Genomic DNA, 21327 nt, shown 5'->3' on the forward strand with positions numbered 1-21327 from the left:
TTGAATAATTGAATTTATCAAATAGTTTTAATTTGAAGTTAAAATATAAGTTGTGCTAGTATTCCCAGTTTTAGGGTTTGCTGTAATTCTGGTTAGTACTAATTCAATATCAGTGATTGAGTTTATTGAAAACTCAATCTGGCCATTTGTACCGGTAGGTAAGGGGTTTAAATTTAGAAGGATAAGTGTTTTTTCATCGGTCGAAATTTCCCATTGGCCAGTAAAAGTTGTTCCGTCAAAATCAGTAAAAATTACAGACCCCAAACTTAAGTTTAGCTTGAATTGAAAATAACCTTGGCGTATATTATTACTACCATCGATACTAAAAACTTCTAAATTATTTTCATTTATGTTTTTAGCAGCCCAATTCTTTTTGATAAGGTCAGAAACGGGTTTAATACTGCCTTTTGTGCAAGAAATAAAAAGAATAACAAAAATAATAAACAGTATATTTTTCATGTTTTAGTTGTTTTTAATAAGTTTGATTGAAGAATTTCTTTTATCCAAATCGGTTTGTAAAAGATAAATTCCACTAGGTAAATCTATCAGTTCTAAAACATTTTCTTGCTTAGTGAGATACCACTCTTTTACTGTAGAACCTGCTGAATTAATTAAAAATAATTTAGCTTCTTTAATTTCAGAATTTATAATATTTACATTAATTGAATTACCAAATGGGTTTGGATAAGCCTTTAAATCTTTTGAAATTATTTCAAGTTCATTTGCTAAAATTAAACTGACTTGAATATTTTCAGAAGTAGCTGAGCAGCCTGATTTAGTTACAATTACAGAATAATCTCCTTCATTTTCAGCTTTATAACTATTGCTTGTGGCTCCCGATATAACTTTTCCATCATTAAGCCATTGATAAGTTTGACCGCTCGCTATAGGAACTGATAATATCACAGAATTTCCAGTTAGAATATTAGTTTCTCCATTTTTGGAAACGGTTACATTTGGAGTAGGTTTTGCAGTAATTGTAAAATTTGAAGATATTCCTGTGCAACCTTTTGAGTCAGTTACGCTTACATTATATTGTGCGGCAGAACTAGTATTTAGGATATTTGAATTTGAGCCTACTATTGAGTTACCACTTTTCCATTGGTAGATAAAAGGTGCTATGCCTCCAATTATATTTGCATTTAGGTTTGTATTTTCATTTGCACATATTGAATTATTTCCAGTAATGGACACAGTAAAATTACTGCTTTTTATTTCTTTTGATAAGCTTGTTTCGCACCCTGAGCCATCTGTTATATTGATTTTGTAATTTCCACTTTCGTTGATTTGTAAACTATCCGAAATCTTTCCTATTAGTTTTATATCGTCTTTATACCAAGAAAATGAAAAAGGCTCAACCCCGGATAAGATTTTTGTATTAATAACTTTAGTCTCATTTTTGCAAATTGATTCAAATGATGTATTAATTTGTGCTTGAATACCTCCTTCAATTGAAGAAATATATGTATCTGATAATAACATACACCCATTTTTATCAGTTATGGAAATGAACAATATTCCTACTTTATTTTTGTCAAATTTTAGTGTTTTATTATTGCCTAAACTCCCACAAAAAGATCCAGGTGGATCAAGAATCCACTCATTTTTCTTAATTTCAATATTTGGTTTTAAACTATAGGAAAACTCTGCGTTTGAATTAACGCAATTTGCGAATCTTCCGTTAGAGCTAACGATTTCAACTGTTCCTCCGCAATCAGAAACGTTATAAATACCAAATATTCGAGGCGGGTAATCACTCTCAATATCACTTACTCGTTTTGCTCCGATTATACCATGTTTTACAATCTGAAATGTATAAATATCTCTAGAATCAGAAATAGGGTTATTATCTTCATAATTAGAATCGGGGAAGTGATTAGTTATTTTAGTATTTTGAGCTATAGGATCATATTCATAAATAGCAGTCCCTCGGCAGTAGGCGGCAGACCCAAACTTTGATTCCATTCCCGACCAATAGTATTTTCCATTAAATTCTTTGTCAGTACTATAAAGATAGCTACTGTTAGAAACTTTGTTTTCAGTATCTGAAAATATAAGATTGTAACTTGCCGTTTTTAAATAAAAGCTGTTGTAGTATAAATTGCTACTACTATCAGGATCATTAGTATAAAAATTTGCAAAGAAATAAGTTTTATTATCGCTAATTTTTTCGCTCAGATAAATTTGGCTGCCAGGTTCATTTTTTTCATTTTTTAGTTTATTTAAAGTGTTCTTTTTTATATCAAACTTATAAACGTATGATTTTCTGTCAAAACTTGATACATCTCTTTCAAAAGCTTGGAATATTAAAAAATTAGGAGTTATGAACATATTAGATGGCGAAGAACCAGTTCCTCCTCTATTTATATCTGAAATCATTTTTGTCCCTTCCGACGTACCATTACTTTTCCAAAGTTCTTTCCCATAATTGCCGTCATCCGCAGTAAAGTAAATATTATCTTCCCCATTAAATTGGGCAGGTTCCTTTACATCATCCAGAAAATAGAAGTTTTTTATTTTTACAAAAGTATTATTAGCAATATTATACCTTACCATATCATAACTTGTACTGGAATTTTTATAAAATAAATAAATTAGACTTTTGGCAGTTACTATTTTTGATGGTTTTTTGTCGTTTCTATAAACTGAGTATGTTAATATTTTTTTTACTGTGTTTAAAGATTCATTTATTTGATATAAAGATTCTGTTTGCATTAAATAATATAGGTCTCCAGTTTTAAAAATTGTGCTGTTAGTTACATTATCAAGTAAAACTATTGGCGTAATACTATTAGTTGTTAAAACAAATAGTGAACGTATATTCGTACTTGTTTTTTTGCCAATAAAGTAAATTTTTTCATTTATTTTATATAGGTTGGAGGGGTCAACTACTCCTGGGATAATCTGTGTTCCAGCATTCGTACCATCACTAATAAGTAATTGATTGGCGTTTGCTTCTTTTGTTTTTGCTATAAAAACAAATTTTTGAAGATTAATATTTGTAAATTTTTGAGGTCTCGAGTTATCAAAGCGAGTTCCAGTAAAAATGTCTTTAACAAGCTTTGTTTTTTCCTGAGTTCCATCACTTTGCCAAAGTTCCCATCCATTTATTCCATCATTTGCAGAAAAGAAAGCTGTACCATCAATTATTGCGGCATCATTTAAGTTTGCATTTATGCCACTTGAAATCAACTTTACATGTTGGGCAAAAGTAGAATTATAAAAAGGAAAAATAAAAAAGAAAATACAAATATTACGTTTCATAATTTAATAGTTAAAAGGCTGTTTTCTTTTTTGTTTAGCTTTTATGGCTTTTCTTATTCAGAATACCTCCAAATAAAAATATCTCCATTATAGCTATTATTAGTAGCATGAATTTGTTGATAACCAAAATTGAGATCTTCTTTGAAATTACCTAAAACGTATGCTACGTTGTTTTTAACAACTAAACCATTTACGGATTCGTCATAACCGTCATTTGCCATAATTGCCCATTGTAGTGCCCCGGATGTGCTATATTTTGCTAAATAGGGTTCATTGTATTGCACACCTCTTAAAAAGAAATTATTAGGAGAATTATAAGAATAAAAATAGGTGTTATATCTAGAAGTTCCAGTAATATAAGGATTTCCACTATTGTCAGTTGAAATGTCATTTGTGTAGCTGTGTTCACTGTTGGTATTTCCATTTCTGACAGACCATTGGATGTTTCCATTCAAATCATATTTGGCCATATACCCATTGTAATAATAAATTGAATTGCCTACAGCAGCAAGTGCATTGGAACCTAACCCGGATCCGAAAGTAATAGTACTTCTATAGCTACCACAAATATAGATTGAATTGGAAACAGAAGAATAGCAAATCCCACCTGTATAGTCTTCGTAAACACTTCCAAAAGTCTTCGACCATTGGAGAGTACCGCTCGAGTTATATTTAGCAACAAATCCATCAAATTCACCCCTTGAAGTGTAAGTTACCGTCGAAGTAGTTTCTCCGAAGGTTGCTGTGCCAGAATAGATTCCTAAAAGATATACATTGTTAGAATTATCGCAAACTACTCTATGGCCAATTTCTGTATTACTGGTGCCACCTGCTGTCTTTATCCAAGAATAAACTCCTGCACTATTAATTTTTGCTATAAAAATATCATCTGTCGAACTAATGGAGGTAAAAGTTAGTCCATCAAAAGATACGGCTCCTTTATAAAAGCCTGTAAGGAAAATATTACCTGTTCCATCAAATGCTACCCCTCTTCCTTCACAGTGATAACTACCAGAAGAACCTGCAGTTTTAAACCATTGCAATACACCAGTTGAATTATATTTTGCAACGAAAATTTGAGAGTAATAATTACTGCTGGTAGTAAAAGAACTCGATGCCCCATTAGTAGAATAAAAAGTTGTACTTCCTTTTAAGAATCCAACTACAGCTATGTTTCCAGAAGCGTCCACATCTACATCTAAAATTTCTTGAGAATTAGCACTACCTGCAATTTGGGTAGCCCATAGTAAATTCCCATCTGCGTCTTGTTTTACAATATATCCATCATAGTCGCCTGCTGAAGTCAGGGTCATTATGTTAATATTTTTCCCAAATGTAACTGCACCTTGAAAACTACCCACAGAAATAGTATTTCCTGAGTTATCAGCTGTTATTGCTTTGGAATAAGCATAATTATCCGTTACAGATTGAAATGCATAAGAACTACTCAAAGGTGTGCTAGCAACTACATTTGCTCCTGTACATTCCCAAAGTGTGCCATTATAGGTTTTAAGGCATTTTAAATCAGTGTCATAAGCCATAAGACCCATCACGGGGCTAGAAATAGCATTTATCTGAGCAGTTGTCATGCGAGGGGTTAATACTCCTTTGTTTGTACTTCTTACCTCCAAAATTGCGGAAGAAGGCATATTGGCATTAGGATTTTGGTTGGCGATTAGCGTGCCTTCGGGTGTTGTTTGAGCCGATTGCCCTAAGCTTGAGAAATATGAAATCAATATAAATACCGTAAAGATCGATTTTTTTAAAAAAGGATTTTTCATGTTATTAAAAGTTTAAATTTTGAGGATATTTTATTCAATCTTATTTAGTTTTTTCATCAATGCTAGATAATCGACCATGAATCTTAAAAAGTACAATCATTAGTTCACAGGTAATCCTTGCCCAAATTGGACCCGCAACCAATGTAATTAAACCCCAGAATACCATCATACCTCCACCCCAGTCTGCCGAAATTCCTCTAATAATCAACACAACACCACTTAGAATTGCAATCCCAGCTAAAAAATAATAAATAATTGTAATGATAGTGGGAGTTATCATTTTGTCGAATTTTAAGAAGTCTTCTAGTTTCATATATTTTATAGTTTAAGTGTTAATTCTTTCAAAATTATTTTTTTTCAGATTAAATTATTTTCGCTTATGTGGTCATTGAAATTAGGTTAGTTGAAGGTAAACTAACTCAAGTCATTGTTGAAATAATATTTTTTTAAAACCGAAATCCCAAACTTATTCCAGCTCTAATGCCACCCCAATACTCATTATATTTATTTGTAAATCCTTTCTCGCTAACTTCTGATGAGGTAGGTCCTGAAAATATAAATTCGTAATCTCTGAATTCTTCTCTCATTTCGCTTTGATCTGTAGAAGTTAAGCTATTGTCAACTATACCCTCCCAGTTTACTTTGGCATTTCCAAAATGCGGGCCTAGAATAATCCAATCCAAGGTAAGTCTATTTCCTAAGTGCCATTGAGCCCCTAATGAAAATCCACCCGTATTGGTCTTTAATTTGGCTATAGTATTTATGGTTTTACTATCATTTAAACCATAATATGCGTCCGTATTTTCAATGTTATACTGGCCATGTCTATAAAAAGGTGCAAAATAAAACCCATGTCCATATCCTTTTTTAGACATATAAAAGCGAATTTCTGGTGTTACAGAATAAAATGAAGTGTTCACTAATTCCATAGATTTTTCATAATCTTCGTTTTTTATTTTGTTCAATTGCTTAGCAAAAGGTACTTGAGTATTAGGCATAATAGAACCCGAAAGCCCAAATGAAATGTTTTTACTCAATATTCTTTCCAATTGAACTGAACCAGTTTTAAATGCCAAACTAGTTAAGTTTACTTTCACCAAATTCTTTTTGTTTTGCGAGAACGCGTTCGTAAAACGAATCATAACTAGAAGAATAATCAAAATATAAAAAATAGATTTTCGCATTAGAATATTTAGTTTATAGTATTACTACATTTTAAAGAGGACTTGTCAAAAAATGGTGTTTTAGCTAAACAATTAAAATAGAAAATATTACGGCAGAGTGACTAAAATTGGTATTTTAATAGTTTTTACGGGTGATAAAGCTACTTCTATATTAAATATAAAATTTGTCTTACTTGTAATTGGAGAAGGAGTTTTAATTTCGAATCTTATTCTATAGAAATTCGCGTTTCCTTGCAAAAGATTACCTAATGTGCCAAAATAACTTATTAATTGATTTGCATCCTCTGCCCACATAAAATATCCACCAGTTTCATATGCAATTTTTGATAATACATCTAAATTGTTCAGACCTCCCCCAAGTCCTACAGTATATATTTGAATATTTTTTTCTTTTGCTAATTGTATAATTTGATCAGGAGTTTTTCCTCCATTTGTATCTCCTCCATCTGTAAAGACAATTAACGCTTTGTTCTCAATTGTTGTCATGGTTGATAAAAGCTCTGTTAAATCGAATGTCGAGATGTATAGAGGAGTTCCACCACCTTCAGAATTTGCCAAGATATTTAAGGTACTTCTAATTTGACTGATTTCAGATCCTATTTTATGATGAACTGTGAAATAAGAATTTGTAAAGGATGATAAGCCAACTACATCACTTGGCCCTAAATTGTTCAAAAATATGTTGGCGGCTTCTACTCTAGAATCATATGGGTCTGTAGAAAGTATACTACCGCTTTGGTCCATTAAGAACATTGCCGCATAAGTTCCTTTATAGTCTGTACTTAGTCCTCTTTTAAAATCATTTAAAGAGAAAGTATAGTTTTCAAATGGATAGCTGGAGGGAATTGAAAAATTATCAGATGTTAGATTTCGAATATATTGAGCTCTATCATCTACTATGTGTAAATCTACCTCAACTATATAACTTCCAGGATTTGACGAAACAACCCTTGAGGTCAAAACAGAGCCGCTAGGTTCAGCCTTATAGGGCGGAATTTCAATTTCGACAATTCTTGTACAACCAAATGTTACAAATGTTGTAATAATTATAAATAGTAATTTTCTCATAATGATTTAATTTTATTTTTTTCCAAAACCAATTAGTGCTTTCATTCCAGTGTATACCATAGGGTCTCTTATACCAAAGCTTTCTTTAGTTTCTGTGATATTCCCAAATACTGAAATATCAACAACCATTTTTTTTATTCGAGCATCTGTGCCTATTGCTATGTTTAAACCAAACTTAGTCCCTGCGTCTGCTTTTTCATATTTCCCAAATGGATGGGTTTCGGAAGTCTTTATTTTAGATTTAAGAAGATGAATAGTTACACCAGGTTCTACATAAAACGATTTTCCCATATACCTCCTTAAGCCTAATATTATTGGTATCACGCCCAAGTTTTCTTCAGCGGAATATTGGAAAACACCCTCTGTTACAAATTCTTTTTGGATTTTGGAAAAGGTCTTACCAGAAGTGATTGTAATTCCATATTTTTCATTTAACCTTGATGAAGTATTAATATAGAAACCATATCCATAATTTAATCCTACTCCTAGTTTTGGGTCAGTCCAGTTTTGGTCAAAACTCGGGATGTAGTAGTTGGCTCCTCCGCCAATAGCTAAGCTGAAATTTGAAATGCCTGGAAAATTGAGTTTTGGACTACTCATCTTTTTGGTTTTCGGTTTAGAATTAAGAATTTTCGTTTCTTGTTCAGTCTCTTGGCTGAATGTCGAGAAAAAGCAAAACATTAGTATTATAGTAATTTGTATTTTCATAATTGATTTATTTACAATCGTTTATAACTGTTCTGAATACCTCGTAAACCTCTTTGGCTCTTTGTACATCATCTATTTGTATTGAAAATGTATTGACAAAACTGCCAGGTTTACCATCTTCTACAATAGCTATTACTTTCTCTTTGGCAATGGTATTGAAGGTTACAAATGCATTTTTGCCACTTATTTTTACCATGCTTGAGTATACGTCAAGTAAATATGGCTTGATTTCGTGTTCAATAATTTTGGTTTTTCCAGAATTATTAATTGTTGTTTTATAGGTCAATTTGCATGGTTCCCCCTCTTTATATTCAAGTTTTTGATTTATAGCACTTGATTCATTTTTAAAATTTGGAATTTTGACTTTTAACCAATCAATTCGTTCTTCTATTTTGCCACTTGGGACATTTAGTTTGTATATGTCTTGACAATTTTTTATGATTGTTTTTACAGCTTTATCCATATATCTAAATTTTTCTAAATCGTTGTGCAATAGGGCAAATGAATTAGTGAACTTATCCAATTGATCTCCTTCAAACGAACTGATAAAACTTTGACCACCTTTGCTTTTAATATTCACTTGGTAATTTTGACCAGAAACTTTAAAAACTGGAGAATATTCATCTAAATCATAAAAATTAAAATCATATTTTTTTGCTTTATCATCATCTTTGAATTCAAGAGAACAGTCACAGTTTTTTGAGATTTTACTCGAAAATGCTTTATTGAAATAGGCAATTGCATTTTCTTGGTTTTCAACATTAGGAACTGAGCGAGAATATATTTCCTCAGCTTGGGTACTTATTAATTTAAATGCTTCTCTCCAGAGTTTGATTTTATCTAAATCAGTATTTAGTAATTCGAAATCTGATTTGTTATTTTCAGCTTTACCATTTTCATTAACACTAATAAACTTTGCTTTTCCTTTTGTTGGTATTTCCAAACTGAATACATTGCCTTTAACCTTAATATTTAGATTTTCACAATTAAGGTCTCCCAAGTTAAAATTGTAGAATATTACCTTTTGGCCTTTAGAAGTTGATTCTTTAGTGGTGAAAGTTGCCAAAACAGGATTTTCAGGATTGAATGATATTGATTGCTCAATATTGGTTTTTTCAGACCTTACTTCTTCTATGTTTTTTATTAACCAGTCACTTAATAGATTAAATTCAAGCGGAGGAGAATTTTCAGGTTTAATCTCTGAATAGTATCCTTGAATGGTTGATAGATTCTCAATTATTTCTTTTGCTTTTTCATAATCTCTAACAAAAAAATCAAATTCGTTGTCATACTTTTTAAATTCTCCATTTTCTCTTATTTCAATAAAATTTGCCTTTGCGGAAGTTGCAACAGTAATTTTTATTAAATCTTTCTCAATTTTGTAACGTAAAGCTTCCTTGGAGATATCTCTAAAATTAAAGGAATATTCATTTATCGTACTTTTTCCTTTTTTGTCAATTTCAACCACTTTTGCTTTAGCTTTACCATCATTGTTGGCAAGCTCTAATAATTGTTGGAATGACTTTGACTCAGTTTGAGTTTCTTTTATTTCTTTTGAAATAGCAGAAACTAACACACTTGGACTTTGTGAAAATCCTGAAAAATTAAAAAATAAAATCAAGGTTAATAAGACTAGTTTCCTCATTGATTAGTTTTTTAAATTGATTTTAATTCCTCCTGAAATCCAAGATGGTCCTCTGCCAATTTCTAAATAGAATTTGTTGTTGTCGCTTATATTATAAGTTCCTCCTAGACGACCTATCAATCTTGTATGTAATTTAATGCTTGGATCTAATTCATATAAATCAAATAGTCCATAACCCTTGTAGACTCTAACTCCTCCGCCCACACTAACATAAGCTCCGATTTTATCATCTAGATTAAGAATTTCATTAAGATAATAGTATCCTTTTATGCCGAAATCAAAATCAGGATTTGGCAAGGTTTTGTCTTTGGTATAGGAATAAACTTTACTTGAAAAGTCGGAGACTGAAACATATATTGCCACACCAATATTATCTTTTATTACTCTTTGACCTTCTAAGTTTATCCCAGTATTTATGATTCCTACTCCTACCGATGCACTTGTTTCACCTTCTGATTGTGCCTTAAGACTTAAAGAAATTACAGATATAATTACTGTTAAAATAATTTTTTTCATTTTCTATTTGGTTTATTTTTTTTCTGCTTCAATTGTTTTTTCGTCCATTCCAGTTATTTCAAGACCATTTGCAGGACTTGATAATAATTCTGCTATTTTATCAATATCTAGTTCATGCATTATGATAAGTTCACCTACACCAGAACTAAGTGATCTTTTGATATCTACAATTTTTTTATTTGTTTTTAAGCTATTTACTATTGCAGTTAGTTGAGAAAAACTTACATTGTTAATCTTTACTGTCGTTGAGTTTGAAGCCGATGCTAATTTTTCGTAAGAAATGTTTTTTGAACATATCTTTTCTAATAAATAATTTGCTACTTTTTTCGATGCATTTCTTAAAGCAATTTTAGAAGCAACTGTTTCAGAAACATCTATACCACCACTTTCTTCTGTTGTTGCTGCTAATATGGATGCATCATCTGTGGTAATGGCTCTTAAATCAATTTTTCCTCTGAAGGAGTTCATATTTGCTTGAATGCCTAATCTTTCGCTAGTTGCAAATCCCGTTATCACAATATTTGCACCCATTTGTTTTCCTAATGCAGCTAATTTTCCAGGGTCATCATTTAGAGATTCTTCCCCCATAAGTTTACTGTAAACCTTAGGGTCAATTACTTTAAAACCCGCATCAATAAAATATTTTATTATTTCATTTTCAGCAGTTGCTTCTTCAACTTGTACTTTTTTGTAAACAGCGTTTCCTTTGTTAATTGATGTAGAGCCTGGAGTGTTGTTGTTTGTACTATTTCTTGGAGCAGCAAATATGTCTCTTAATAATTGTCGATTTTCTTGTCTTTCTTGATATTCTCTTTCTTGAGCTGAGACTCTGTCTATTTTAGCTCTATTTGTGTTGTCAGCAGCCGAGTTACCATAGGTAAGAACCTCTGGGATAAATACCATTACACTTGGGCCTTTGCCAGACTTTAAGACTGAACAATTGCTTGCATCAAATATTTTTTCAGGTTCAATTTTTATGGGGTCAGGAATTGGAATGTTTTTTTTCTCATCAACCAAGACTTCTACGGCTCTAATAATAGCTTTCTCACAAGCATCTGCTAAAGCTTTGTTTTCAATGGTTCCTGCAATATCTAAACCGGCAAACTTAACTCCTGAAAATCCCGAAGAAGTCCCACTCATGTTGATAGACTTAGAAAACAAAAGCTCATTGGTCTGAGGATTTTTGACTTGAAATATAAAGCCGACAGTTGCATTGTTTGAACTCATACTGAATCCAGCTACTTTTGTGCCTTTTTGTCCTTCACTATATTCTGTCACTTCTCCAGTTACGATTAATTGTGCACCTAGCATTTTTCCAGCTTGTGCACCTCCAGATCCAAAGCCCGATTGCATAAGAGACATGCTTGCTGTATTGTCTGAAAGGTCTCTATTTAGACCTAAAACCCTAAAACAGCTTGTACCCTGTAGAGCATTAGTAAGCATGGTTGCCAATTCACCACCAAACTTTCCAGAAGCTTTTGGCGTGCTGGTGCTAAACCTTTCGACTTGGATAATTACTTTGTCTTCAAATTTGGTCCCTTTACATCTTTGGTTTACTTCTTCCAAAACTATTTTGGGCGATTTTTGTGAAAAGACTAATGCTTGATTTAAAAAGAATAGCATTAGAGTAAGTAGTTTTATTTTCATATTCACTGTTTTTGGTTTATTTTTTAAAAATATTAAATGAATAAAGAATGACTTTTGTGTTCTTATAAAACCACCAAGTGTTCTGATAGAACAGTTGACTTTTCTATCAGGACTTTTTGCTTTGTTTTGATAATCGGAATTTTTTCTAACAAATCTGACTTATACATTTTTGAGGTTGGAATATTAAAGTTGGATATTGTCAGGTAGTCATTGTGTATTTCTTGAATATGGTTAATGTTGACGATATGTTTTCTTGAAACTTGGACAAAATTCTCGTCTTTCATTTGGTCTAATATGCTTTTTAGGTGAGTAGAAAAGCTAATTTTTCTATCATGAGCATAAATGTCTACATACGAACCCTGTGCTTCGATAAATAGAATATCTATCTTGTCAATTCGCTCATAGCGATTGTTGTTAGATATAAATATAGACTCGTCAATACGTTTCATAATAATTGGAATATAGGCTCTTGTATGCTTATATTCCATCTGAAAATGAAAAGTTACAGGTCTGTTTTAAATTTATTTGTAATCAATTTCGACAGTATAAAATCCAGAATTGTCAGATGGATCAATGTCGTTTATTTGGAGCGTAAGTGTGATGGTTTCGTTTCCTTTAGTTGTAAACTCACAATTGCTTTTACAAAGTTTCCAGTCTTTATCATCGTTGAGTTTATACATTACTGCACAATGCGGAAAGTCAGGTACAATGTCGTATGAGGCATCAATATCAAAAGCAAGACCAAGATATGTGAACTCAAATTTGCCGTCAGGTGTAGTATTTCCTATAAAAGTGCCTGCGTTTATTGATCCAGATGATTTAATAGTGACAGTACCTGCTTTGTCAAGTTTTATCTCCTCTGTTATTGAATTTGTTAACTTTATACTCATCGGTAGAGATTTAAAGTCAAGATCTTTGCATGGCAAGGAGTATTTTTGTTTGAAAAATATGGAGTCTTCTTTTGAAAGTTTATTAATATTTATGTTGGCTTCTGGAAACATTATAGAATTTGGATTATCTGAGGTTTTAAAACCCAGATAGTTGCCGATTTGGAATGCCACGGCTCTGGTTATAAGTTCTTCGGTCCACTGTATATCATCATTAAGTTGGATTTTGTATAGTCCATTTTCTAATTGTTTTAAGTCAGAAATAGTTTTTGTCTTGGTTAAAACTATGCCAAAGGGTAAGCTGTTTTCAGAATTTGTCAAGTTTTCGGTCTCTTCAAAATCGATGATTAAGTCTGCTCTCGTTATATCCGAAGAGTTAGCGAAAACTACATTAGTATTAGTTTTTTGCCATATTTCAAATGCTTTGGAAACCGCCAATACTTGTACTGATTCGTTTTTGCTTTTCGAATAGTTTTTTATGGCATACCTAATCACACAATTTTTTGCCGTGATACCTTCATATTCCTTTTTTAGGTCAGTTATTAAATATTGATTAGGAATTGGTTCAATATTTTCGCAAGCGAAAAATGAAAGTAAGAAGATTATATATCTAAATTTTACCATTGTCTGTACGATATTTTTATAGCCAAGGATTGAGATAATAATTTAGGAGAACCTCTTAATGTGTTAATTTCTTTAAACATCATTCTTTGCAAATCATGGGTAAGAGAAATTCTGTAATTCTTAAAAGGTAGGCTTCTTTTTCTGCTGGCACTTTCGTAACCAATTTCGAAATGTGAGCCAATGTTTGGATGGAACAAGATCTCTTTTTTTGATGATTCTGAATAATAATTATAGTATTTAGACGCCAAATGATAGTTGAGTTGAGGGCCCGCAGAAACTATTAGGCCTTTTCCCCAATTAAAAACATTTGAGCTTTTACCAATCGTGCTGAAACAATAATTTAGGTTTAGTATGACTTGGTTTAAATCAAATTTTTCAATTTTAAGTTTGGTGTCATTTTGAATTCCAATTGTTTCAAAATGGCTTCTTTTAAAACCTATTTGGGTTTCAAGCCAATGTTTTTTTGTCCAATTTATTAAGCTTATGCTTAATCCTGCACTTTCTGCTCTGTTATTTATTGTAGGAATTTTCTCTGTTTGATTTGTGAAAGTGTTAAGCAACACTCCACTTCCTATAAAAGGCGAGAGGGTAAAATCTCTTTTCTTTGAAACAAAATCCTCTATTTTAACCAGTTGAGCTAACATCTCCAAGCTATCCTTATCTTCGAAATAAACGGATTTTTGCAAATTTGTAAAAGCACTTTTCATACTTTCTATCGCTTTACCAAATTCTCCCACTTTTGTTAAGCTGTCTGCTTTGGCTCTTAATCTGAAGGAAGCTTTAGTATAGTCCAATCTAGCTAACATTCTTTTTTCATTTAGAGAAAGTTCTTCTCTGTATTTTTTATTGATATCTGTCAGAATTTTGTCAAATTCAGCATCAACAAATCCTTTTCCATTCAAAAATGAGCCTTCGTTTCTTCCAAAATACAAAAAAGATCTATCGGCATTTTCTTTTCTTACAATAATACTAGGGTGGGTTAATGAAGTGGCTGTTTCAGATAATTTGCCTTGGATTTTTATTACTTCAAATATTTCTTTGAGATCATTTTTTTCTATTTTTAGCTGTTTTAATAACCAAACAGCCACATAGTCGGCTTCCAATTCTTTTAAATGATTCAGTCTTTGAGGGTCGCAGTTTTTGCTTTTGCAAGGTAAAGCTCTATTTAATGCCTCTTCGGCTATGGGGTTGTTGACATAATCAGAATGTAAATGATTAAAAATATGATGGCCTATTTCATGAGCTAAAATGAACTTATTGACGAGCTTATTTGACTCATCCGTTTTTTCAAACATTTGTCTATTAAAATAGATAAACTTCTCTAGCACTTTTAGTTTTTCGTTTTGACAAACTGTAGCCATTGCAAATCTATTTTCTATACATTCAACTTGCAATGTTGTTATTATTGGTATAATTCCTTTTTCCGAAAGACTAAGATTTTCTTTTAAAATATTCAGAAATTCATTAACTTGTTTTTGTGCTTTTGCATTGTCATATAAATAGGCAACTGTTGAGTCTGACAGATTTTCAAAGCTTAAATGCAAGCATTCACAAGGCTTTAATTTCTCAGAAAGAAATGTTTGTCCGAAAGCACAGCTTGCTCCAAAAGAAAGTAGAACTAGAACTATATACCTCACTTTTTTATAAGTTTTTCAATGGTTTTTGATTCTTTTAATTCAAAAGTGTCTTTTTTAATTATTAGATATGTTTTTCTAAGATTGAAATCATAATTAACAAAAAAAGAATTTGAATCAAGACCAACTGGAAGAGTCGGGATAAAGACATTTGCAGAATCTTGATTGATAATTTGGTAGGTGGTATCTTTTAAAGTTTGGTCTTTTATGAAATTAAATTTGATTTGACCTAAGTAAAAACGTTGGTTTAGGCTATCAATATCTGCAAAACCATTGCCTCCAATTGGTTCAAAATTAGTTTGATAAAAGTTAGCATTCAGTGTCAATGAATTAGCGGTATCGGTTTGTCGGTACTTCAGCAAAACAAATACTGAAATTAGGCCAATAATTACTGCTGCGGAAGAAAAATACCATATACGTTTTTTAGCTGACTCTTGTCTCAAAAAAAAATCATCTACTTCATTATCTGATTTTACTTTTAATTGAATTTCCTCAATTTCCGACATCGCTTTTTTTAATTCAAACCTCTCAAAAAACGCAGTATCTTCTGCCATTAACTCTCTGAGTTGGCTTAATTCCTGTGGATTAATACTTCCATTTATGAACTTATCAATAAGTTCTTTTTTATATTTTTTCATAAAGTCTTATTTTTTGAAACGTTCGACTTTTAATAGTTTTCATATTCACATTTGAGAGTTTTAGAAATCGCCTCATCACTTCATTTGGTAGGTCTTTTTCTAAACTTCCCTTCAATATCGTTTGCTCTTTGGTGTTAAGTTTTAGACATGTATCAGCCAGATATTTTGTATATAACTCATAATCTAAGCTTTCATCACTAAGTTTGGTTTCAAAATAATTCAATTTCCAATCCTCAAGTTCCACATGGTTATAATTAGTTTTTTTGAAGAATTCTGACACACCCACCATGAGGAATTTATTAATAAGCGTGCCAATTGTACATGTCAATTCAAAATCATCCTCTCTGATTTTTTTTATTAGTTTTTCTGTTTTGTCTTGGATAATGTCTTCTTTATCTTCGGGCAGTAGTGTATTGATTCTATTAAGAGAATAACAACTTTTAAGCCTTTGGTTAAATATTTGGAGATATTTATTTAACGTTAATGTAATTTTAGTTTGATCTTTAACGCGTATTGCATAGACTATCATTTGACTTTCGTAATACAATTGAATTTTACGAAAATTAATACTCAATCCTCCGTATTCTAATAGAATATGGCTTGCCGAATCATTTTTTGAAACAAAACTTAAGAAACTTTTCCAAACAAAAGATTTTATTTTTTCTAGTATTTCATTTTCAATAATATCTTTTTCAACAATTAAGGGCCATATTTTTTTTTCAAAAATATTAAAAAGAATATTTTCTGAATTTTTCGCCTCTAAAGTATCAAAATCACTTTTGTTTTTAATGACAAATAAATGACGAATAAGAAAATATAGATTTTCGAAACTTACGGTTTGCAGTATCGAAACAGAATAAGAATTTTGGAGTTTTTTTAGTTCTGAATAGAAATATTTGAAAAAAGAAGGATTGCTTTTAAACTGCGGAAACTTTTTTAACAGATATTTTTTTTCATTATCACTTGAATCATCCAGGAAAGAAGAAAGACTTTTACTCTCAAACATACCTTATTTTTAATGGCTTATGGAAGCAATAAAATAAATTTATTGTTCTAAAGTATATATTTCTTATAAAAGCAGCAAATCTTCTTTTAAGATATATCTATTTTTTGATAAACAAAGGATTTTGGTATTTAGCATAAATCTGTTTTTGTTATAGTTTTAAAAAAATACAGCTTACCTGAATTTAGGTAAGCTGTATATATACTAATTGCCACTACCTGGTTCTTTTGGTGGCTTTGGGTCGTCAGCAAAAGTTTTGGTATTTTTTTCTTTACTTAAATTTCCAGGTGATACACGGTCTTTACCGCACGAACTCATCAATACGCTTAAGAAAAAAGTTAGGGCTAAGCCGATGCTAAGAAAACGTGTTTGCTTAGCTGAATTGTTTTTGAAAAATTGTCTCATTTCTGTATTTTTTTAAGTTGAAAAAAAATGAAATGAGTTTTTCTATTACCGGTAAATGAGAAACTCAATATACCTTATGGGCCAAATTTGATTTGGTTACAATTTTTTGTGTTTTTTTTAAAAAATATAAGAAGAGGAGAAGATGGATAAAAGGAATTAACAAAAAAGTGACTTCGTTATATTTTCTAGTCTATTGAAAATGTTAGTATTCGGAAAATAATAGTTTTTCTAGATATGTGTTTTATTGAGTAAATTGTAACTTTTGAAATTGAGGTAGAATAAAAAAGCAATTAAATTCAATCTATGAATCTCAAGTTTAACGATTTTGATATTGTAGCTGGCTTACTCAGTAGAGATACTAAAATATGCAATGATATCATCGAATACCTATATTTTTCTGAGAAAAAAAAGATATATATATTGGTTAAAAAAAATAACGGCACACTAGCAGATGCTGAAGATCTTTTTCAAAATGTTGTATTGGATTTTGTAGAATCAGTGTGGAGCTTGAAGTTTAAACTTTTAGAAAATACTAAAATAAGTACCTATTTGTTTACTGTAGCCTATAATCAATGGAAAAAACATTTAAACAGAGAAGGTAAAAAAATGAAGTGGGAAGCTGGTTTTTCAGAAATGTATTTTTCTGAACAAGAAAGTTCGCCAATAGACCTAGTAGTTGAAAAAGAAGAGCTGCTGAATTATTCTGAAATATTCAATAGCTTAGGTGAAATATGTAGACAAATATTAAATGCTTTTTATAACGAAAAAATGTCCATCAATGAAATCACACTTGCGTTTGACTTTGCAAATGAAAACGCCACAAAAGTCCGTAAATTCAGATGTATGAAAAACTTATCAACTTTAATCAATAAACAAAAATGAGCGAGCAAGAGGAATTTGAATGGATTGAAAACTTCTTATTAGATAGACTAAGTTTAGAAGAAAGATCCAAGGTTCTGGAAAAAATCAAAATAGATCCAGATTTTAAAACTTCCGTTGAAAATTACAGCAAAACCCATATTTTCATAAAGGATATGAAATTAGAAGAAATATTAAAGAATAAATTAGTAGAACTTCAAAATAAGGATAGGAGCCAATTTGTCTTGAAAAGAAGGTTGAAATATTTTGTTTCGGTAGCTTCTATAGCAGCCATTATTTTTATAGTTTTCTTGTCTGGAACTGAAGTTGTTTTTCCAGACACAGAAAATGATTTTAATATCACGAGAGGTATTGATACAAGTGCTTATACGATAGAACAAAAATATGCTTTTAGTACTTTTTTTGACGGCCAAGCTCATCTTGCTGAGGGTCAGTATCTATTAGCTTCACAAGATTTTGAAAAGTCACTATTAGTAACGAATACCCGACCATATTTTAGAGAGGCAGCTCAGTGGCATTTGGCTGTAGCTTATCTAAAAAGTGAGCAAGTGCAAAAAGCCGAAAAGATTTATACGCAGTTGAGTGATTGTGATGATTGTGAATATCCAGTTTCTAAAATTAGTAAATGGAAACTTTGGGTTAAAATTCAATTAAAGAAATTGTTTTAGTGGAGAAAAAGTACTGTTTTTTGAAAACTTTCCTTTGAAATAAAATCCAATTACAATGGTTTCTAATAGAAGAATAAAAATAATAAGATAGCGTAGCTTATTGTGATTTTCAGAATAAAGAGCAGTTTTGTCTCCTACGAGTATTAAGTTAGCCCAAAAATATGGATGATTATATTTTTTGCCCTCTTTTGAAATTAAAAATTCAATTCTGGCTTTTTGTAAGGCAACATCTTTATCGTATCCAGCTCTCAAATATTTATTGAAGAAGGTACTTAAAATTGTTACTGAGGCGTCATTTGATGACCAAAGCGTTGTCAAGACAGAAGGACAGCCTCCAATATGAAAAGCTCTCGAAATAGACAACATGCCTTCTGAAAAATGTGTTTTACCTATACCTGCCTCGCAGGAGGTTAATACAACGAGCTTAGTTTGTGAGAAATCTAATTTATAAATTTCCTCGACTTTAAGAAGGTTATTCTCGTCAGGGAAAAATTGAATAAAAGATTCATTAGGCGTAATGTCATTTAAAATGGAATGCGTGGCAAAATAGATTATTTGTGATTTGGAGAGGTAGTTTAAAAAGTTTTGTTTGGTAGCGTTTTTTCCAATTAGTAAATTATCTGCTACATTCTCAATTTGCTTTTTTGATTGCACCAAAATCAAATCATTTTCTATTACTGGCAAATCATCTCCTGTAAAAGGAGCAATGCCTAAAACCATTGATTTTGCTTGGTATGATTCTGATTTCAAAGTTATATTATTGTCATAAACATAGCTAATGCTATGTTTTTTAAACAAAAAGTCATTTAGATACTCCCCAGTCTCGAGTATTTCAAAAGGCAAAAAATTAAGAAGTCGATCTCTGTTAATAATTAACCTATTTTTATTAAGTAATTTACTTCTGATAGGCTGATAAAGTAAAGAATATAAATACGTGGATATGAATGTCCCATTATAGGTATCAAGCCCAGGGTTTTTAAAAAGGATATTTTTAAAAAAGCTTATTTTTTTTTCAAATTCGTTTTTCTGATAGGGTATGGTTTTTAGCTCGAAGCTATTGTTTGAAACAATGAAAATTAAAATTTTATCTTGAGAAAGAAAATAACTTAAATACGCCTCGTCATCATTTAATTTTTTTTGTATTTCTTCAATTCCTAAACTTGCATATTCACTTTTCATTTTTAAATATTTAGGATACTGACTTTTAAGTTTCTCCTCAAGGAAGTATTTCTCAGCTTCTAAATGTAGCAATCTTTCAGATTTTTCTTTGCTCAAGCCATCTTTGGATCTTATTTTTGAAATTTGAGCATCAAGGTATTGTTCTTTTAGTAATAAAGAAGAGGGTATAGTGCTAAACTTTGCCTTTGTGGTGGATAATAAATCTGATAAAACCGAAGATTTATAGCTTTCAATAAAATTGAAAGTTTCAATATGGGTAATGTATTGATTGGTTTTGGTATCTTCTAATATATACAGTCCAATGGAAAACTCATAAAAGGATTTAAGCTGAGAATTTAGAAATAATTTTGCTTCTTCGTCAAAATAGTTTTCTCGTAATTTTTTTAAACAGATTGTTGCGTTTTGGGTAGCCAGAACAGAAAGTTGGAGGTATTTTTGTTGTCTTGTCTTCCCAAATATTTCAAAAGCCATTTTAGCTTTAAAGAAAGAAGACTCAAAAAATAGTTTTTCATTTATTACATACTTCGGATTCATTTTTGTGAAAAAATCATTTGGAAGGTTTTTTTCTGTATTAGAAATCTGACTTTTTTGGATGTATTCTAATGCTTTTTGAGGTTCGTCAACATATAATTCTGCTGTTTTTATATAGGTTTTGGTTAATAGTTCATCTCTTTGTATATCTCGTTTTTTATACTCCGAAATTATTTTTTTTAAAATCATTAAACTCTCTTTTTTCTTTCCCAGTTTTTGATATCCAATAGCGAGATTATAATTTGAATTCGATTCAAATGAATATGACTTTGTACTTTTTTTTGTGTACAATAAAACTTTATAATCTTTTTTAGCTTTTAAAATTAAATCTATGCCTGATTGAATTTCATTTAAATTTATATCTATTAAACCTTCTCCAATTAAAGCATAACATTTCAAGATACTTAAGTCTTTTTGATTGATATAAGCTTCATGAAAATATATTTTTGCTTTTTCATATTCTCCCAACCTGTTATATAATGTGCCGATGTTAGTATTAATAATATCAGCGTCTTCAAAATATTTGTATTTTTTAGCTACAAATTTGGCTTTGTCCAAAAAAAGTAAGCCTCGTTTATTTTCTCCATAACTGATTAGCCATTTTCCATAACTATTGTAATGATGCAATACATATTCAGGTATTTCTGCCTCAAGTTTCGGGTGCTTCAAAATGAGCTGATTTGCGTTTTCATAATTGGCTAAAGTAGAATCAAGTTGAAATAGATTTTTGTACATAGTACCTGTACTAGAGTACAATTTGAAAACTATCGAGTCAGGCTTTGTTCTAGCGTTTTTTAAAATACTAAATCCTCTTTTACAATAAGATAAGGCTGCTTTATAATCCGAAATTTGATGATAAACAGAACTTATATCTACACATAAGTTAGCCATTCTTAAAAAATCGTTTTCTTTTTCCGAAATGCCGTAGGCTTTTTTATATAAAACCATTGCTTCATAGTTGTCAATCCCAAACAAGTTCTCCGCCTCCAATCTAATTTTGTCGGAAAGGTTTTGAGAAAATAATCGACTAGCAATTGTAAAAAAAAATAGTATTAGAGTAAAAGAT

The 21327-nt window shown here is 30.9% G+C and carries 19 protein-coding genes; 2 read left to right on the plus strand and 17 right to left on the minus strand.

Features of this window, described 5'->3' with window-relative positions; translation table 11 throughout:
- Window positions 1-27: 27 nt before the first annotated feature.
- The 16 genes from EGI22_RS04080 to EGI22_RS04155 form a co-directional block, all read right to left on the minus strand.
- Window positions 28-459, minus strand: coding sequence for a hypothetical protein (locus EGI22_RS04080; RefSeq protein ID WP_255066586.1), 432 nt, complete (start codon window positions 457-459; stop codon window positions 28-30).
- Window positions 460-462: 3 nt separating this feature from the next.
- Entirely contained in the window at window positions 463-3264 is a 2802-nt protein-coding gene (locus EGI22_RS04085) for an ELWxxDGT repeat protein (RefSeq protein ID WP_255066587.1), read from the minus strand.
- 53 nt (window positions 3265-3317) lie between these two features.
- Entirely contained in the window at window positions 3318-5045 is a 1728-nt protein-coding gene (locus tag EGI22_RS04090; protein ID WP_255066588.1) for a hypothetical protein, read from the minus strand.
- Window positions 5046-5085: 40 nt separating this feature from the next.
- Window positions 5086-5358, minus strand: a complete 273-nt coding sequence (locus EGI22_RS04095) for a DUF4282 domain-containing protein (RefSeq protein WP_255066589.1) — start codon at window positions 5356-5358, stop codon at window positions 5086-5088.
- A 133-nt stretch (window positions 5359-5491) separates the two neighbouring features.
- Window positions 5492-6229: a DUF3575 domain-containing protein gene (locus tag EGI22_RS04100; protein WP_310588121.1), complete on the minus strand. Its 738-nt coding sequence runs from the start codon at window positions 6227-6229 to the stop codon at window positions 5492-5494.
- Between the two features lie 87 nt (window positions 6230-6316).
- Entirely contained in the window at window positions 6317-7297 is a 981-nt protein-coding gene (locus tag EGI22_RS04105) for a VWA domain-containing protein (protein ID WP_255066590.1), read from the minus strand.
- A 12-nt stretch (window positions 7298-7309) separates the two neighbouring features.
- Window positions 7310-7897, minus strand: a complete 588-nt coding sequence (locus tag EGI22_RS04110) for a hypothetical protein (RefSeq protein ID WP_255066591.1) — start codon at window positions 7895-7897, stop codon at window positions 7310-7312.
- A gap of 115 nt (window positions 7898-8012) precedes the next feature.
- Window positions 8013-9650 carry a hypothetical protein gene (locus EGI22_RS04115; RefSeq protein WP_255066592.1) on the minus strand — a complete coding sequence of 546 codons (1638 nt, stop codon included), beginning with the start codon at window positions 9648-9650 and terminating at the stop codon, window positions 8013-8015.
- A gap of 3 nt (window positions 9651-9653) precedes the next feature.
- Window positions 9654-10166 carry a hypothetical protein gene (locus EGI22_RS04120; RefSeq protein WP_255066593.1) on the minus strand — a complete coding sequence of 171 codons (513 nt, stop codon included), beginning with the start codon at window positions 10164-10166 and terminating at the stop codon, window positions 9654-9656.
- A gap of 12 nt (window positions 10167-10178) precedes the next feature.
- A complete protein-coding gene (locus EGI22_RS04125; RefSeq protein WP_255066594.1) occupies window positions 10179-11813 on the minus strand; it encodes a CsgG/HfaB family protein in 1635 nt (544 codons plus the stop codon).
- A gap of 62 nt (window positions 11814-11875) precedes the next feature.
- On the minus strand, window positions 11876-12262 hold the full coding sequence (locus EGI22_RS04130) for a LytTR family DNA-binding domain-containing protein (protein WP_255066595.1): 387 nt from the start codon (window positions 12260-12262) through the stop codon (window positions 11876-11878).
- A 72-nt stretch (window positions 12263-12334) separates the two neighbouring features.
- The gene (locus tag EGI22_RS04135; RefSeq protein ID WP_255066596.1) at window positions 12335-13324 is read right to left on the minus strand and encodes a matrixin family metalloprotease; all 990 of its coding nucleotides are present in this window, start codon (window positions 13322-13324) and stop codon (window positions 12335-12337) included.
- Complete coding sequence (locus EGI22_RS04140) at window positions 13318-14961, minus strand: hypothetical protein (protein WP_255066597.1); 1644 nt, start codon at window positions 14959-14961, stop codon at window positions 13318-13320. Before EGI22_RS04140 ends, EGI22_RS04135 begins: the two co-directional genes overlap by 7 nt.
- The gene (locus EGI22_RS04145) at window positions 14958-15596 is read right to left on the minus strand and encodes a hypothetical protein (protein ID WP_255066598.1); all 639 of its coding nucleotides are present in this window, start codon (window positions 15594-15596) and stop codon (window positions 14958-14960) included. The genes EGI22_RS04140 and EGI22_RS04145 overlap by 4 nt, the downstream gene beginning before the upstream one ends.
- Entirely contained in the window at window positions 15583-16602 is a 1020-nt protein-coding gene (locus EGI22_RS04150; protein ID WP_255066599.1) for a hypothetical protein, read from the minus strand. The genes EGI22_RS04145 and EGI22_RS04150 overlap by 14 nt, the downstream gene beginning before the upstream one ends.
- Window positions 16603-16803: 201 nt before the next feature.
- Window positions 16804-17004: a hypothetical protein gene (locus EGI22_RS04155; RefSeq protein WP_255066600.1), complete on the minus strand. Its 201-nt coding sequence runs from the start codon at window positions 17002-17004 to the stop codon at window positions 16804-16806.
- Window positions 17005-17307: 303 nt separating this feature from the next.
- On the opposite strand from EGI22_RS04155, the gene EGI22_RS04160 reads away from it, so the two are divergent.
- Together EGI22_RS04160 and EGI22_RS04165 are read left to right on the plus strand one after the other, a co-directional pair.
- Window positions 17308-17886: an RNA polymerase sigma factor gene (locus EGI22_RS04160; protein WP_255066601.1), complete on the plus strand. Its 579-nt coding sequence runs from the start codon at window positions 17308-17310 to the stop codon at window positions 17884-17886.
- Window positions 17883-18551: a tol-pal system YbgF family protein gene (locus tag EGI22_RS04165; RefSeq protein WP_255066602.1), complete on the plus strand. Its 669-nt coding sequence runs from the start codon at window positions 17883-17885 to the stop codon at window positions 18549-18551. Before EGI22_RS04160 ends, EGI22_RS04165 begins: the two co-directional genes overlap by 4 nt.
- Here EGI22_RS04165 and EGI22_RS04170 read toward each other — a convergent pair.
- Window positions 18534-21251, minus strand: a complete 2718-nt coding sequence (locus EGI22_RS04170) for a CHAT domain-containing protein (RefSeq protein ID WP_255066603.1) — start codon at window positions 21249-21251, stop codon at window positions 18534-18536. The two genes, EGI22_RS04165 and EGI22_RS04170, sit on opposite strands and share 18 nt — an antisense overlap.
- Between the last annotated feature and the right edge of the window lie 76 nt (window positions 21252-21327).

This window comes from Lacihabitans sp. LS3-19 (assembly GCF_024343575.1).
GTDB lineage: Bacteria > Bacteroidota > Bacteroidia > Cytophagales > Spirosomataceae > Leadbetterella.